Consider the following 16,473-nt stretch of genomic DNA (forward strand, 5'->3'; position numbering starts at 1 on the left):
CTCCCTCCTCTCCCTCCCTCTCCCCCTGAGGACACCATGAACTCTGTGCTCGCCGACAAGCGCGCCATCGCCCTCCTCCTCGGCCCCGCGCTCGTGGTCTACACGGCCGTGATGCTGCTGCCGATGCTCTGGTCGCTCGGCTACACCTTCTTCACCGGCGGCGTCCTGGGCGGTTTCAGCTTCGCCGGGCTGACCAACTTCGAGCGGCTCTTCAGCGATCCGTCCGTCGGGCCGGCCGTCCTGTTCACCGTCAAGTACGCGCTGCTGGTCACTGTCGGCCAGGTCGTCGCCGGCTACCTGCTCGCGTTGCTCTACCAGTTCTTCCTCAAGCGTGCATCGAGCCTCATCCGGACGCTGATCTTCTTCCCCGTCGTGCTCCCGACCGTGGCCGTCTCGCTGCTGTTCCAGAAGCTGTTCGAGTTCGCCCCGCAGACGGGGCTCGTGAACTCCGTCCTCAACTCGGTCGGCATCCCCTCCGTCGACTGGCTAGGCAGCGCCGACACCGCGTTCATCGTCATCGCCCTGATGGACATCTGGCGGGCGATGGGCTTCTACGGAGTCCTGCTCTACACCGGCCTCCTCGACATCCCGGACGACGTCATCGAGGCCGCGAGCCTCGACGGCGCCTCGAAGGGGAAGCTGATCCGCCACGTGATCCTCCCGCTGTCGCTCCCGATCGTGGTCTCCTCTGCGATCTTCAGCATCAACGGCACTCTCAAGGTCTTCGACTCGATCTACGCACTGACCGGAGGCGGGCCGGGGACCTCGACCACTCCGCTCACGCTGTACATGTACCGGACCTCCTTCGCAGGCGGCGACTACGGGTACGGCGCGACGATCGCTCTGCTGCTGACCGTGATGTGCCTGCTCGTGACAGCGGTCATCTTCCGCGGCTCCATGACCACCGACAAGGATCGCGCATGACCACCACCGCTGCCGCAGCTGCGGCCACCGCCGTTCGATCGCCACGACCCGGCGGACCGCGCCGCGCGGGCCGGGGCGTCGGCGCCGCCTTCGTCAAGCGACTGCCGCTCTACCTCGTCGTCGCCGTTCTCCTCGTGGTCTTCGTCTATCCGCTGGTGTGGCTCCTGCTCGGATCGCTCAAGACGCAGGACGAGTTCCTGAACAATCCGACGTGGGCCCTCCCCGAGAACTGGCTCAACTTCTCGAACTACACCACGGCCTGGGGCTCGGTCGCGGGCTACCTGCTCAACTCGGTGCTCGCCGTCTTCCCTGCGCTGCTGATCACTCTCGTGATCGGCACAGCCGCGGGCTTCGCGCTCGAGATCATGGTGTTCAAGGGCCGGCGCACGATGCTGCTGCTCTTCCTGGTCGGGATCATGATCCCGGGCCAGATGATCCTGCTGCCGCTCTTCTCCGTCTACTTCAACCTCGGGCTGAGCAGGTCGCTGTGGCCGCTGATCATCACCTACACGGCCACGGCGCTTCCGCTGACGGTGTTCATGATGGCGACCTACTTCCGAGCGATCCCGCGCGAGATCTTCGAAGCGTCCACTCTCGACGGCGCCAGCATCATCCGCTCGTTCGTGTCCGTGGCGTTCCCGATGATGCGCAACGCCGTCTTCACCATCGCGCTCGTCCAGTTCTTCTTCATGTGGAACGACCTGCTCATCGCCCTGACGTTCACGACGGACGACAGTCTGCGCACGGTCCAGGTCGGCCTGCTGAACTTCACCGGGCAGTTCGGAGTCGTCGACTACGGCCCGACCTTCGCGGCCATCTGCATCAACGTGCTGATCATCCTCGTGCTCTACGTGTTCCTGAACCAGCAGGTCATGCGGGGGCTCGCCGCGGGCGCGGTCAAGGGATGAGCGCCGCCGTCTCCGTGTCCTCCGTCCGATTCGAGCACCACGAGGACGGCCGCCTGGGCATCGGGGAGAGCGCTCCGCGGCTCTCCTGGCGCTACGACGAGGCCCCGACCGGCTACGTCCAGACCGGGGTCGACATCGAGGTGTCGATCGAGCGGCCGGGCTCCGATCCGGAGGTGAGCCTCCACCGGCACGCCGGCCCCGAGCAGGTGCTCGTCGCGTGGCCGGCTCGTCCGCTCCGCTCGCGGGAGCGCGTCACCGTGCGCGTCCGCCCTCTTCTCGAAGGAGCAGGCTGGAGTGCTCCGTCGACGGTCGAGGTCGGTCTCCTCGGTCCGGACGAGTGGACCGCGTCGTTCGTCGGGCCGGACGACGAGGACGCATCGGGTCTCCGGCGTCCTTCACGCGTCCGAGCCGAGTTCGACTCTCCTGCCGACGTGGTCCGGGCACGCCTCTACCTCAGCGCGCACGGCCTCGCCCAGGCAGAGGTCAACGGGCTGCGCGTCGGCGACGAGGAGCTCACGCCGGGCTGGACGACCTACCGTCACCGGCTCCGCTATGCGACCTACGACATCACCTCCCACCTCCGCTCCGGCGCGAACGCGGTCGGGATCTGGCTCGCGGACGGATGGTGGCGCGGCCTCGTCGGGTTCGACGGCGGCCTCACCGACGTCTACGGAGCCGATCAGAGCGCGCTGGCGCAGATCGAGTTGACACGGGCCGACGGCACTCTCCTCACGATCGCCAGCGGCCCGGACTGGACCGTCGGCGGCGGCCCGATCCTCAGCACCGGGCTCTACGAGGGCGAGCACACCGACCTCCGTCTCGACGATCCCTCGTGGTCGACCCCCGACTGGACGGGGGAGCGCGTCGCAGCACGAGTGATCCCTGCGGATCCCTCGATCCTGGTCGCTCCGACCGGCTCGCCCGTCCGCTGCACCGGGGAGCTCGCTCCTGTCTCTGTCCACGACCGGGGCGACGGCCGGTGGCTGCTCGACTTCGGTCAGAACCACTCCGGCCGGCTCCGCATCACCGGAAGCGGTGAAGCGGGGGACACCGTCGTACTGCGGCACGCCGAGGTCCTGCAGGACGACGAGCTCTACACCCGGACGCTCCGGGGAGCCGACGCGACCGACCGCCTCGTGCTCGCCGGCGGCGACTTCACGTGGGAGCCGAAGTTCACGATCCACGGATACCGCTACGCCGAGATCTCGGGATGGCGCGGTCCGCTCGACGCCTCCTCCGTGGTCTCGCGGGTCCTGCACACCGACATGGAGCGGACCGGATGGTTCCGCAGCAGCAACGCGGCCGTGAACCGGCTGCACGAGAACGTCATCTGGAGCGCACGCTCGAACTTCGTGGACCTGCCCGTCGACTGCCCGCAGCGCGACGAGCGCCTGGGGTGGACCGGGGACATCCAGGTGTTCGCGCCGACCGCGGCCTTCCTCTTCGATGTGACCGGGATGCTCGCCTCCTGGCTCCAGGACCTCGCGCACGACCAGGACGACCGGGGCACGGTTCCCTTCTACGTGCCCTACCTCCCGCTCGGCTCCTGGGCGGACGCGCCGGTCGACCCGGTCGCCGTCTGGGGCGACGCCGCCGTCCTCACTCCGGAGGTCCTCTACGACCGCACCGGGGACGCCGGGATACTCCGCCGCCAGTACGCCAGCGCCCGGGCCTGGGTCCTGCAGGTGCAGGAGCGGGCGGGCGGCGATCTGATCTGCGAGGGCACGATGCAGCTCGGGGACTGGCTCGATCCGGCCGCACCGCCGGACGACCCGGCGCTCGCGACGACCGATCCCGCTCTTGTGGCCACCGCGTACTTCGCGCGCTCGGCGCGGGCCATGGCCCGCATCGCGGGGATCGTGGGCGAGCGGGAGGACGAGGCCTACTTCGGTGACCTCGGGGAGCGGGTGGTGCGAGCCTTCGCGGCCCGGTACATCGATCCGGACGGGCGGCTCCGCGAGGAGACCCAGACCGCGCTGTCCCTGGTCACGGTCTTCGGGCTGTGGCCCGACGCCGACTCCTCCGAGACCGGCGCCCGACGGCTGGCGGAGCTCGTCGACGCCGCCGGTGGACGGGTCGCCACGGGCTTCGCCGGGACACCTGTCGTCTCCGACGCCTTGACGCTCGGCGGGCACCTGGACGAGGCCTACCGGATGCTCCTCACCGAGGAGTGCCCGTCCTGGCTCTACACGGTCGCGATGGGCGGCACCACGACCTGGGAGCGCTGGGACTCGATGCTCCCCGACGGGACGGTCAATCCCGGGGACATGACCTCGTTCAATCACTACGCCCTGGGCGCCGTGGCCGACTGGCTCCACAGGGTCGTCGCAGGCCTCACACCGGCCGCACCCGGCTACAGCCGGATCCGGTTCGAGCCGCGACCCGGAGGGGGGCTGACGTCGGCCGGAGCGACGCACCGCACGCCGTACGGCGACGCGAGCATCGACTGGGAGGTCTCGGACACGACGGTGTCCGTCTCCGTCGTCGTCCCCATCGGCACGACGGCCGAGGTCGTCCTGCCCGGTCGGAGCGTGGTGGAGGTCGGCCCGGGCGAGCACTCGTTCGCCGAGCCGCTGCCGACGGGCACCAGGACGCTGGAGGAGTCGCGGTCCCGGTGACCCGACGAGGCGACCGCGGGGTGGCGAAGGGGATCGGCAGCAGCCGCAGGCCTTCGGGACGGCCGCTTCCGTGCCGAGGGGTTCAGCGCGGAACGGTGCTGCCGCGGACCACGAGGCGCGGACGCAGGACTTCGTGGCGGTGCACGTGCTGCGGATCGGAGATCTCGTCGAGGAGGAGCCTCATCGCTGCCTCCCCCATGGCCTCGCCGGGCTGGGCGAGGGTCGTGATCGGCACGACGCTGTCCCAGGCCGAGCGGTTGTCGTCGTACCCGGTCACCGCGATGTCCTCCGGGACGCGGAGGTCGGGGCGCGCGAGGAGGGACTGGAGGACGCCGAGGGCGAGGAGGTCGGCAGCGGCGACGACGCCGTCGGGCCGGTCGGCGACCGCCCTGTCGGCGAGGAGATGGCCGAAGCGGCGTCCGTCCTCGACCTGCACCTCGGGTGTGAGATCCAGTTCCAAGGAGACCGCGCCGTTGCTCTCGGCGACGGCGCGCTCCACTCCTCGGAGCCGGTCCCGGACGGGGACCGCGATGGCGGGATCGCCTGCGAAGGCGAGCCGCCGGCGCCCGAGCTCGATCAGGTGGCGCGCGGCGAGGTACCCGCCGTGCTCGTCGTCCGCGCTGACCGTGCAGGCCCCGTCGACCGCCGAGTCGTTGAGGAAGACCAGCCGACGCCCCGGGGGGAGCCTCCCGATCGCATCGGCGGCCGTCTCGGGGAGCGGGGCGAGGAGGATGCCGGCGACCTGCTCCTCGACGAAGAGATCGAGGTACGTGCGCTGCTTGATCGCCCGGACGTCAGCGTTGCCGAGGACGACGGTCATCCCCGCGGTCTCCGCGGTCTGCTCCGCTCCCCGCGCCATATCGAGGAAGAAGGAGTTGCTCAGGTCGATCACGACGAAGCCGATGGTGCTGCTCGTCCCCGCGGCGAGGGCGCGGGCGGCACGATTCGGTGCGAAGCCGAGCTCGTCGATCACCTGCTGCACTCTCGACCGGGTCGCTGCCGAGACGAGCGACGGGCGGTTCAGCACGTTCGAGACGGTGCCCAGAGCCACGCCGGCGCGTCTCGCCACGTCCTCCATCCGCGGAGGGGAGACCCGCTCGGGAGTGCCCGGGGCCGATCCGCTCCTCGCCCCATCGGTCGCGCGGACGCCCTGTCGCGCATCGTTCGTCGCCGCCGGAGAGTCCATCGCCCCATCTTCGCGCACCTGAGGAGGCGACGGCGCCCTCCGCGCCCGTCCGGTCCGCTCCGGTGAGGCGGCCGGAGGCGAAGCGATTCGACACGACCTCTTCGCAAGTCCCCAGCTCCGTCACGGGTCAGCCGGATGGCGAGCGCCCACCGGAATGCATTGACTTGATGCGCTTCAACTGCCACGTTGAGCGTGCACAACGGCGTCCCCACACCCCCTGACCGCTGTGCGCTCTCACCGCCTGGAGGTCAGCGATGACGCTGTCGAAGCCCGATTCACCACGAGGGGGACCCTCGTCCCGCCGACCTTGGCTGCGGGGGCTCGTCTCCGCAGCCCTCGCGGGTGCCCTCATCGCCACCGCTGCGGCGGTGCCGGCCGCCGCAGCGGAGGGGGACCCGTGGATGGATACGACCCTCTCCTCGGACGAGCGCGCCGATCTGCTCGCGGACGCCATGACCTTCGACCAGAAGCTCACTCTCTTCGCCGGCAGCGGCAGTGGTGCCGTCGCCATCCCCGAGCTCGGCATCCCCGCACGGCGCGAGATCGATGGCGCGAGCGGCGTGATCGCAGCCGGCACCCCGACGACCGCGTTCCCCGCAGGCCAGGCCATCGCCTCGTCCTGGAACCTCGAGCTCGCCCGCGAGTTCGGGCGCATCGCCGGGGAGGAGGCCCACCTCACGGGCTTCTCCGGCTGGGCGGGACCCGCCGCCGACCTCCGACGCACGCCGTTCCACGGCCGCCAGTTCGCGACATACGGCGAGGACCCTCTGCTCGGCGGCCTCATGCCCGCCGGGGTGGTCGAGGGCGTCAACGAGACGAACGACACGATGGGCGTCTACTCCCTGCCCAAGCACTTCGTCGCCAACAACCAGGAGACCTCGCGCACCACGATGAACACCGTCGTGGACGAGCGCACCCTGCGCGAGCTCTACGTCCGGCAGTGGGGCCCCATCGTCGAGGCGGACCCCGGCGCCATCATGTGCGCCTACCCCAAGGTCAACGGCAGCAAGGCGTGCGAGAACCCGTCGCTGATGACCGACACCCTGAAGGGCGACCTCGGCTTCCCGGGCTGGATCTCCTCGGACTTCAACGCGTGCATCACTCTGAAGGCGTACAACTCCGGCACCGACGTCTGCGGCCCGAACTTCCCCGACGCGGCCACCTTCCGCGCCGCGGTCGAGGACGGCACGATCGCGCCCGACCGGTTCGACGACATGGTCCACCGCGTGCTCCGGACCTACTTCGAGCACGGACTGATCGACAACCCGCCGCCCGGGAGCCTGCAGAACCCGGCGCCCGCCGCCTCGCCTCTGCCCGCCTCCGTCGTGCAGGAGGGCCGTGACGCGGCCTACCGCATGGCCGTGGACGGCTCCGTCCTCCTCCGCAACGACGACGACGCTCTGCCCCTCGACTCCGATCAGGTCGACTCCATCGCCGTCATCGGCGAGGGCGCCGACCGGTACATCACCGGCTTCGGCAGCGACATCGTCGTGAACCCCACCGACACGTCGACGATCCTCGACGGCATCACCGAGCGCGCAGGCGCCGGAACGACCGTCGAGCACGTCGAGGGCTGGGACCCGGTCCGCCCCGGAGACCTGCTCCCCGGTGCTCAGCCGATCCCCTCGGGCGTGCTCCGCGCCGCGGACGGCACCACCCCCGGCATCACCGGCGAGTGGTTCGGCTCGCCCGACTTCAGCGGCCCCGCCGTCACCACGCGTGTCGACGACCAGGTCAACTGGGGCCAAGGACTCGTGGCGCTCCTCGCCACCTTCGGCTACGACCCCTCGCCTGCTCCGAAGCTCCCTCCCGTGACCACCTTCGCCGGATCTCCCACCGCCACCCGGTGGACCGGCTCGCTGAACCCGACCGTGTCGGGGACCTACGGGCTCGGCTTCACCGCCCTCGGCTCGGCCACCCTGTACGTCGACGGCGAGAAGGTGCTCGACGTCGACACCGACACGATGGACACCTACTCCGTCGACCGCGTCCTCGAGGCGGGCCGCAGCTACGACATCCGGATCGACTACGTCCCGGATGCGCCCGGGCAGTGCTGCTCGACCGGCGGCAATATCGGGACGGCCATCCGCCTCGACTGGACCCCGCCGAGCGCCGCCGCCTCCCCGCAGATCGTCGAGGCGGTCGCGGCAGCCGCGAAGTCGGACGTCGCGGTCGTCGTCGCGAACGACTACATGGGCGAGTCTCTCGACCGCGGAACCCTCGCGCTGTCGCAGAACCAGGACCGCCTGATCTCGGCCGTGGCCGCGGTCAACCCGAACACCGTCGTCGTCCTCGCGACGGGAACCGGTGTCGAGATGCCGTGGCTGAACGACGTCGCCGCGGTCTTCGAGTCCTGGTACCCGGGACAGGAGGCGGGGGCCGCGGTCGCCGCTCTGCTGTTCGGCGACGAGAACTTCTCCGGCAAGCTGCCGATCACCTGGCCCAGGTCGACCGAGCAGGTCACCGACGACCTCGGCATCGAGAACCCCGTCTACGACGTGAACACCGGGAACCTGACGGTGGAGTACAGCGAAGGCGTGAACATCGGCTACCGGGGCTACGACGCGAAGGACATCGACCCGCTGTTCGAGTTCGGCTACGGCCTCTCGTACACGGACTTCGACTACCGCAGCATCGACGTCCAGGACCCGGTCACCGACGCGAGTGGAGCGACCGACCCCGGTCTCGTCCGCGTGGAGGTCGAGAACACCGGTGACGTCGCCGGCACCGAGACCGTGAACCTCTACCACGGCGTTCTGCCGACCGACGCCGTCGTCACGCCCGAGCGCCAGCTGCTCGGCTGGGGCCAGATCACCCTCGAGCCCGGAGCCACCGGGACCGTCGAGATCCCCGTGCCGGTGAACGACTCGACCCACCGCCTGGCCTACTGGGACACGGCGTCCGACGCCTGGGTCACGCCCGAGGGGGAGACGGCGCTCTTCGCCGGGGCCTCCTCGCGCGACATCCGCCTGACCGACTCGATCGTCGTCGGCGCCTCCGACGATGAGGTCGCCCCGGTCGTGAGCCTGAGCATCGATCCGGCCGAGCCGACCGGCAAGGCCGGCTGGTACCGCACCCCGGTGACCGTCACCGCCACGGCGACGGACGACGTCGACGCGGCACCGGCCGTCGAGGCGAGCATCGACGGAGCCGACTTCGCCCCCGTCACGGGACCCGTCGTCTTCGACACGGACGGCGAGCACTCGCTCGTCGCACGAGCGACCGACGCCTCGGGCAACGTCTCCGAGACGGTGCAGTGGTCCGGTCGGATCGACCGGACCGCACCGACCGTCGCGGCGGCGCAGAAGTCGCGCTACCGCGTGACGCTTACCGCCTCCGACGAGACGTCGGGCGTGGAGAAGGTGGAGTACCGGTACCAGATCTCCGTGAAGGGGGTCACGCGCATGACCCCGTGGCTGACCTACCGCAGCCCGGTCCTGTTCGGCCTGCCGAGCTACATCAAGGTGGAGTACCGCGCGACCGACGTCGCCGGCAACACGGGCCCGGTCCGCTCGTACCGCTAGGCGCACGCCGGACGCAGTGAACGGCCGTCGGCCCTCCTCGGAGGCCGGCGGCCGTTCGCCGTGTGCGGCGCAGGGAGCGGGAGGGTCCGCGGCGGCACGTCCGGCCGAGCGCACGCCGCGCCGGAGCGGCAGTCGCCGCAGACGACCGACGCCGAGCTCCCCCGGAAGGAGGGACGGGATCTGGCAGTACCCGAGTGACGGCCCCCGGGGGGAGCGGGCGCGGACGAGGACCTCTACGGGAGGCGGCACGACGAAGGGCGCCGCCCCTCGGACAGGAGGAGCGGCGCCCTTCGTGCGCGAGACCGTTCAGGCGGCCGGCACCAGTCGGAACTGCTGCTCGGTGGTGTTCCAGGACGTCGGCGATCCGGCGAGCTCGCGCGCGGATCCGTACGCGCCGTACGGGTCCCCAGTGACCTGCAGCGCGGTCCCTCGGGCCTTGTTGATGAAGCGGTAGTAACCGTCGCCGGTCGGCTCGATCCGCCAGAGCTGCTCGTCCCAGTTCAGAGCACCCGACACGCTCGCGATGCTCCAGACGGACGCCGACCCGCGGTAGTGCTCGCCGGTCGTGTGGAGCACGGTCGACGGGGCGCTGCGGCTCGTCACCCGGTAGTAGCCGCCGCCCGCGGTCGTGATGCTCCACCGCTGCTCGAGGAGGTTCAGGGCGAGGGGTGTCGCCACGGCGTGGGTCGCATCCGGGTTCCCCAGGTAGGTCTCCCTGGTGGTGTGCACAGCCAGGTCGGGGTGGGCTCGGTTGACCAGCTCGAACGAGCCGAGCCGGGCGTCGGACTGCACTGTCGTCCCCGCCCAGCGGTAGGTGGCGACGGCAGCGGCGGGAAGCGTGTCGGTCACCACGCCGTCCGGGGACGTGATCGTCACGGAGCGGGCGCTCGCGGCCCTGTTCGCCACCACGACGACGGTCGTCCCGGTCGGCGTCCGGAACGCGACGTTCGTCACGTCGCGCGACGTCTGGTCCGACCCGATCCTGACCGAGCCCGGCGTGACGTAGCGCGAGAACTGTCCGTAGAGGTAGTAGTCGCGGTTGAGCGTGTACGCGTCGAGCGCCCCCGGAGCCGCGGTGACGGGGAGGGAGCAGCATTCGGCGCGGAGCGGACCGGTGTTGGGCTCTCCGTTCGTGTCGAAGAAGCTGAGCCAGTACGTCCAGCTCGTCAGACCGTTGCGGAAGAAGTCCATGACCCGGGTCACCCCCGCCTGCTGGCTGCCGTCCACAGCGTTCCGCTCGCCGGTGACGCCGTAGTAGGTCCGCTCGGTCAGATGGAGGGGGACGCCGGGGTACTTCACCTGGAACTCCGACAGCACGGTCGGGTCGTCGCCGCTGTAGTCGTGGATCGCGACGCCGTCGACGTACCGGGCCGCGTTCGGGTCGTCGAGGATCGCCGGGACGAAGTCCTTCAACCGGGGCGGGTTGTCGTCGCCCACCCAGATCTCGGTCGACAACCCGGACCGCTCCAGCTCGGGGCCGAGGTGGTCGCGGATGTAGTCGCGCATCTGCTCGCCCGTCCACTCGCCGGTGGGGTAGTTCGTGACGACCCTCGGCTCGTTCTGCGGGGTCAGTGCCGTGATCGGGATCCCCTGCGCCTGGTAGGCCTGGATCGCGAGCCTCTGGTAGCGGGCGAGCTCGTCGTAGTACTCGGGCTTCACCGAGCCGCCGTTGCTCAGACTCTGGTTGGTCTTCATCCAGGCAGGGGCGGACCACATCGACAGGTAGAAGGTCATGGCCGGATTGATCTGCTTCGCCCGTTGAGCGAGCGCGATGATGCCCGCGTCGATGTCCTTCTGGATGGAGAAGCCGGACAGGCTCTCATCGGTCCGACCGGCCGGGACGTCGTCATAGGTGTAGAACTCCTGCGAGCAGAAGTCGGGGCATCCCATCGAGAGGCGGATGATGCTGTATCCGTTCCCGGTCGAGGGGCTGAACAGCTGGTTCATCAGCTGCTCCCGCTTCGTCGGCGACAGCGCGGCGATGTTCGCGACGCTGCTGCTCTCGAGCGACTGGCCCTGGCCGAGGATGCGCTGGTAAGCGGCTCCCGGGTCGACGGTGATCCTCGCATCCGTGGTGGTGGTCGTGGTGGTCGCCAGGGTCGCGGTGGGCCGGTCTGTCAGGCGGTAGGCGCCGTCGTCCGAGCTCCAGGTGATGGAGACGCTGCCTCCGGCTGCGGTTGCTGGGGCGGCCGCCGGCCCTGCAGCCGTCACGCCGAGTGCCGCGATCGCGAGTGCGGCCACTCCGGCGAGGCCGGCCCGCCTGCGGCGCCGGTGGTCCGGGACGCCCCCGTCCGCTGATCGTCGGGGTTCTGTCGTCGAATGCATGTCCTGCTCCTCGTCATTGAGTCGTCGGAAGAATGAAGCGCTTCAAGACTAGCGAGAGGACGAGACGTTCGGAGGAGTGGGGACGTCTTCGGAGGAAGGACGCAGACGTCCGCGCTGCTCGTCTCAGCTGCGGGGCCGCGGCAGCAGGCGCTCGAGCTGGGTCACGTGCTGCGGCGTCAGCTCCTCCAGGGAGTGAGCGCCGAGGAGCTTCATGGTGCGGACGATCTGGTCGGAGAGGATCGCGATGGTGCGGTCGACGCCCTGGCGTCCGCCGGCCATGAGGCCGTAGAGGTAGGCGCGGCCGATCAGGGTGAACTTGGCTCCGAGGGCGATGGAGGAGACGATGTCGGCGCCGTTCATGATGCCGGTGTCGACCATCACCTCGGTGTCGGTGCCGACCTCGCGGACGACCTCGGGGAGGAGGTGGAAGGGGATGGGGGCGCGGTCGAGCTGGCGTCCGCCGTGGTTGGAGAGGACGATGCCGTCGACGCCGAAGTCGGCGAACCTGTGGGCGTCCTCGACGCTCTGCACGCCCTTGACGACGAGCTTGCCGGGCCACATCTCGCGGATGACCTTGAGGTCCTCGTAGCTGATGGTGGGGTCCATGGCGAGGTCGAGGAGGTCGCCGACGGTGCCGCCGGTGGCGCTGAGTGAGGCGAACTCGAGCTTCTGCGTGGTGAGGAAGTCGAACCACCACCAGGGGCGCGGGAGAGCGTCGAGGACGGTTCCGACGGTGAGCTGCGGCGGGATGGAGAAGCCGTTCCGCTTGTCGCGGAGCCGTGCGCCGGCGACGGGGGTGTCCACGGTGAAGAAGAGGGTCTCGTAGCCGGCCTGCGCGGCGCGCTCGACGAGGCCGTAGGAGATCTCGCGGTCGCGCATGACGTAGAGCTGGAACCAGTTGCGGCCGTTCGGGTTGGCCTTCTTCACGTTCTCGATCGAGGTGGTGCCGAGGGTGGAGAGGGTGAAGGGGATGCCCGCGGCGGCCGCGGCGCCGGCTCCTGCGGTCTCGCCCTCGGTCTGCATCAGCCGGGTGAAGCCGGTCGGCGCGATCCCGAACGGCAGGGCGGAGGGCGCGCCGAGGACGGTGGCGGTGGTGTCGACGGAGGCGACGTCGCGGAGCACCTGGGGGTGGAACTCGACGTCCTCGAACGCCTGGCGGGCGCGGGCGATCGAGATCTCGCCCTCGGCGGAGCCGTCGGTGTAGTCGAACGCGGCCTTCGGGGTGCGGCGCTTCGCGATCGAGCGGAGGTCCTCGATGGTGAGGGCGGCGTCGAGGCGGCGCTTGCGGCCGTCGAGCTCGGGCTTCTTGAAGCTGAGGTACTCGAGCAGCTCGACGGGCTTTGGGAACTGGCGCTGGACCATGCTGGTCAGCCTTTCTCGGGGGAGGAGGTGGGGCGGGGGTCGTAGCGGACCGGCGAGAAGGCCCGGAGCACGAGGGAGCGGAGCGATTCGAGGGATCCGTGCGCGAGGCCCTGAGCGCGGGCCTGGACGAGGATGTTGCCGATCGCGGTCGCCTCGACCGGACCGGCGAGCACGGTGAGGCCGGTGCGGTCGGCGGTCAGCCGGCAGAGCAGCTCGTTCTGCGATCCGCCGCCCACGATGTGCACGGTGTCGATCGGTGTGCCCGAGAGCGCGGACGCCTGCTCGAGGGTCGTGGCGTAGGCCTCCGCGAGGGACTCGAGGATCGAGCGCACGAACTCCGCGCGGGAGCGGGGCTGAGCGAGCCCGCGCTCGACGCACCACTCCACGATCCGGCCGGGGATGTTCCCCGGTGCGACGAAGCGCTCGTCGGCCGCGTCGAAGACGGTGACGCGGCCGCGGATCGCGGCGGCCTCGGCGAGGAGGAGCGGCAGCTCGATCCGCTCGCCCGTCTGCTTCTCCCAGGTCCGGATCGACTCCGAGAGGAGCCAGAGTCCCGACACGTTCTTCAGGAAGCGGACACGCCCGTCGACGCCGCCCTCGTTGGTGAAGCCGGCGGTCCGACCCTCCAGCGAGACCACCGGCCTCTCGAGCTCGACGCCGACGAGCGACCAGGTACCGCTGGAGATGTACGCCACGTGATCGCCCGTCGAGGGCACCGCGACGACCGCGGAGGCCGTATCGTGCGAGCCGACGGCGACGACGCCCAGGCTCTCCGGCGCGCCGAGGTCGGCCGCGACGGAGGGCAGGAGCATGCCGAGCCGGGTGCCCGGCTCGATCAGGGGCGCGAGGATCCCGCGCGGAAGGTCGAGGCGCGTGAGGAGGTCCTCGTCCCACGCGCGCATATGCGGGCTGAGGAGCCCGGTGGTGGAGGCGTTCGTGATCTCGGTCGCCGCGACACCGGTCAGCCAGTAGCCGATCAGGTCGGGAACGAGCAGCGCCCGGTCCGCCAGGGCCAGCACGTCGCGCTCGGCGGCGAACTGGAACAGCGTGTTGAACGGCAGGTGCTGCAGGCCGTTGCGCCGGTACAGCTCGTCGCCGTCGATCCGGGCGTGGACGTCGGCGACGCCGCGCACGGTCCGCTCGTCGCGGTAGTGGTACGGGGTGCCGAGCATCCGGCCCTGACGCAGCAGCGCGTAGTCCACGGCCCACGAGTCGACGCCGATGGAGAGGGTCTCCGGCTCCTCGCGGAGAGCACTCGCCAGCCCCGCCGTCAGCGAGCGGTACAGCTCCAGGATGTTCCAGTGCAGTGCGGACGAGGCGCCCTCGTGGGTGCGCACCGGCTGATTCGGGAACCGCGCGACGTGCCGCAGCCGCAGCTCGTCGTGGCTGACGGAGCCGAGGATCACCCGGCCGCTGGTCGCGCCGAGGTCGACGGCGGCGACGGCCTTCATCGGAGGAGCCCTCTGACGGACGCCTTCAGCGTGATGCGACCCATTGAGGGTCGCCGTCGCGTTCCCGGGTCTCCCGGGCCGAGGGCTGCCGCCTTTCGAGCGATGCTGCGGCGTTCCCGCGATGACGATGTCATCGCAGGAAGGCCGCAGCCACGCCCGCATCCACGGGAACGTGCAGACCCGTGGTGTGGGAGAAGTCGGACGTGCAGAGGGCGAAGACGGCGTTGGCGACGTTCTCGGGGACGACCTCGCGCTTGAGGATCGTGCGCTTCGCATAGAACGCGCCCAGGTCCTCCTCGTCGATGCCGTAGGTCTTGGCGCGGTTCGCGCCCCAGCCGGAGGCGAAGATGCCGGAGCCGCGGACGACGCCGTCGGGGTTGATGCCGTTGACCTTGATGCCGTGCTCGCCGAGCTCGGCCGCCAGCAGGCGCACCTGGTGGGCCTGGTCGGCCTTGGTCGCGGAGTAGGCGATGTTGTTCGGGCCCGCGAAGACCGAGTTCTTCGAGGAGATGTAGACGATGTCGCCGCCCAGCTTCTGGTCGACGAGCACCCGGGCAGCGGCCTGCGAGACGAGGAACGAGCCCTTCGCCATCACGTCGTGCTGGAGGTCCCAGTCGGCCTCGGTGGTGTCGAAGAGCGACTTCGAGAGCGAGAGCCCGGCGTTGTTGACGACGAGGTCCAGTCCGCCGAAGGCGAGCACAGTCGCGTCGATCGCGGCCTTCACGGCAGCGGCATCGGCCACGTTCGCCGCGACTCCCACCGCGACGTCGGTCGAGCCGAGCTCGGCAGCCGCGGCCTGCGCCTTCGCGAGGTCGAGGTCGGCCACGACGACGCAGGCGCCCTCTGCCGCGAGGCGGGTGGCGATGGCCTTGCCGATGCCCGAGGCGGCACCGGTCACCAGGGCGATGCGGGAGGCGAGGGGCTTGGGCTTCGGCATCCGCTGCAGCTTCGCCTCCTCGAGCGCCCAGTACTCGATGCGGAACTTCTCGGCCTCGTCGATGGGTGCGTAGGTCGAGATCGCCTCGGCGCCGCGCATGACGTTGATCGCGTTGACGTAGAACTCGCCGGCGACGCGGGCGGTCTGCTTGTTCGCGCCGTAGGAGAACATGCCCACGCCCGGGACGAGCACGATCAGCGGGTCGGCGCCGCGGATCGCGGGGCTCTCCGGCGTCGCGTGCGCGTCGTAGTAGGCCTGGTAGTCGGCGCGGTACGCCTCGTGCAGGGCGGGGAGGCGCTCGAGGATCTCCTCGACGGACGCGGTGGCCGGCAGGTCGACGAGGAGCGGCTTCACCTTGGTGCGGAGGAAGTGGTCGGGGCAGGAGGTGCCGAGCGCGGCCAGGCGCGGGTGCTCGGTGCTCGCGAGGAAGTCGAGGACCTCGGCGGAGTCGGTGACGTGGCCGACCTGGGGACGGTCGTGCGAGGCGATCGCGCGCAGGTGCGGGGCGAGGGCGGTGGCCTTCACGCGGCGCTCCTCCTCCGGGAGGGCGGCGAAGCCGTCGAGGGCCGGGCCGAAGGGCTCGGGGCGGCCGTGCTCGGCGATGTAGGCGCTCGCGGTCCGGATGATGCGGAGCGAATTCGCCTCCGCCTCCTCGCTCGTGTCGCCCCAGGCGGTGATGCCGTGGCCGCCGAGGATCGCACCGATGACCTCGGGGCGCGCCTCCTTGACGGCGGCGATGTCGAGGCCGAGCTGGAAGCCGGGGCGGCGCCACGGGACCCACGCGACGGTGCCGCCGAAGGCCTCAGCGGTGAGGCGCTCGCCGTCGGCGGCGGTCGCGAAGGCGATGCCGGAGTCGGGGTGCAGGTGGTCGACGTGCGCGGCGTCCACGAGGCCGTGCATCGCGGTGTCGATCGAGGGGGCGGCGCCGCCCTTGCCGTGCAGCGTGTAGTCGAAGGCGGCGACCATCTCGTCCTCGCGCTCGATGCCCGGGTAGACGTTCACGAGCGCACGGAGGCGGTCGAGCCGGAGCACGGCGAGGCCGGACTCGGTGAGCGTGCCGAGGTCTCCTCCGGAGCCCTTCACCCACAGCAGCTCGACGGGCTCGCCGGTCACGGGGTCGGTCTCGACGCCCTTCGCGGAGGTGTTGCCGCCCGCGTAGTTCGTGGTGCGCGGGTCGGCTCCGAGGCGGTTCGAGCGGGCGATGAGCTCCGCGGCGGTGTCGTTCGTCATGGGGTGCG

Annotated in this window: 9 protein-coding genes; 4 read left to right on the forward strand and 5 right to left on the reverse strand. The window is 70.5% G+C overall.

Annotated features, from left to right (window positions below):
• Positions 1 to 36 precede the first annotated feature (36 nt).
• The 3 genes from C5C59_RS13105 to C5C59_RS13115 are packed head-to-tail and all read left to right on the forward strand — an operon-like array spanning position 37 to position 4,450.
• Positions 37 to 924 (forward strand): carbohydrate ABC transporter permease, encoded by an 888-nt coding sequence (locus C5C59_RS13105; protein WP_104238505.1) that lies wholly within the window; start codon positions 37 to 39, stop codon positions 922 to 924.
• Positions 921 to 1,832: a carbohydrate ABC transporter permease gene (locus C5C59_RS13110; protein ID WP_104238506.1), complete on the forward strand. Its 912-nt coding sequence runs from the start codon at positions 921 to 923 to the stop codon at positions 1,830 to 1,832. The genes C5C59_RS13105 and C5C59_RS13110 overlap by 4 nt, the downstream gene beginning before the upstream one ends.
• On the forward strand, positions 1,829 to 4,450 hold the full coding sequence (locus C5C59_RS13115) for an alpha-L-rhamnosidase (protein ID WP_104238507.1): 2,622 nt from the start codon (positions 1,829 to 1,831) through the stop codon (positions 4,448 to 4,450). The genes C5C59_RS13110 and C5C59_RS13115 overlap by 4 nt, the downstream gene beginning before the upstream one ends.
• Positions 4,451 to 4,532: 82 nt before the next feature.
• Here C5C59_RS13115 and C5C59_RS13120 read toward each other — a convergent pair whose 3' ends face one another.
• Positions 4,533 to 5,528 carry a LacI family DNA-binding transcriptional regulator gene (locus C5C59_RS13120; protein WP_104238508.1) on the reverse strand — a complete coding sequence of 332 codons (996 nt, stop codon included), beginning with the start codon at positions 5,526 to 5,528 and terminating at the stop codon, positions 4,533 to 4,535.
• Positions 5,529 to 6,037: 509 nt separating this feature from the next.
• On the opposite strand from C5C59_RS13120, the gene C5C59_RS13125 reads away from it, so the two are divergent.
• Positions 6,038 to 9,160 carry a glycoside hydrolase family 3 protein gene (locus C5C59_RS13125; protein WP_181134908.1) on the forward strand — a complete coding sequence of 1,041 codons (3,123 nt, stop codon included), beginning with the start codon at positions 6,038 to 6,040 and terminating at the stop codon, positions 9,158 to 9,160.
• A 306-nt stretch (positions 9,161 to 9,466) separates the two neighbouring features.
• Here the strand turns inward: C5C59_RS13125 and C5C59_RS13130 are convergent, their stop codons facing one another.
• The 4 genes from C5C59_RS13130 to C5C59_RS13145 all read right to left on the reverse strand — a co-directional run bounded on the left by C5C59_RS13130 (position 9,467) and on the right by C5C59_RS13145 (position 16,465).
• On the reverse strand, positions 9,467 to 11,485 hold the full coding sequence (locus C5C59_RS13130; protein WP_146082830.1) for an RICIN domain-containing protein: 2,019 nt from the start codon (positions 11,483 to 11,485) through the stop codon (positions 9,467 to 9,469).
• Positions 11,486 to 11,608: 123 nt separating this feature from the next.
• Positions 11,609 to 12,847, reverse strand: coding sequence for an alpha-hydroxy acid oxidase (locus C5C59_RS13135; RefSeq protein ID WP_104251288.1), 1,239 nt, complete (start codon positions 12,845 to 12,847; stop codon positions 11,609 to 11,611).
• A 5-nt stretch (positions 12,848 to 12,852) separates the two neighbouring features.
• A complete protein-coding gene (locus C5C59_RS13140; protein ID WP_104239614.1) occupies positions 12,853 to 14,298 on the reverse strand; it encodes a rhamnulokinase family protein in 1,446 nt (481 codons plus the stop codon).
• Between the two features lie 130 nt (positions 14,299 to 14,428).
• Entirely contained in the window at positions 14,429 to 16,465 is a 2,037-nt protein-coding gene (locus C5C59_RS13145) for a bifunctional aldolase/short-chain dehydrogenase (RefSeq protein ID WP_104239615.1), read from the reverse strand.
• Positions 16,466 to 16,473 lie beyond the last annotated feature (8 nt).

Origin of the sequence: Rathayibacter sp. AY1F4 (genome assembly GCF_002931775.1) — a bacterium.
GTDB lineage: Bacteria > Actinomycetota > Actinomycetes > Actinomycetales > Microbacteriaceae > Rathayibacter.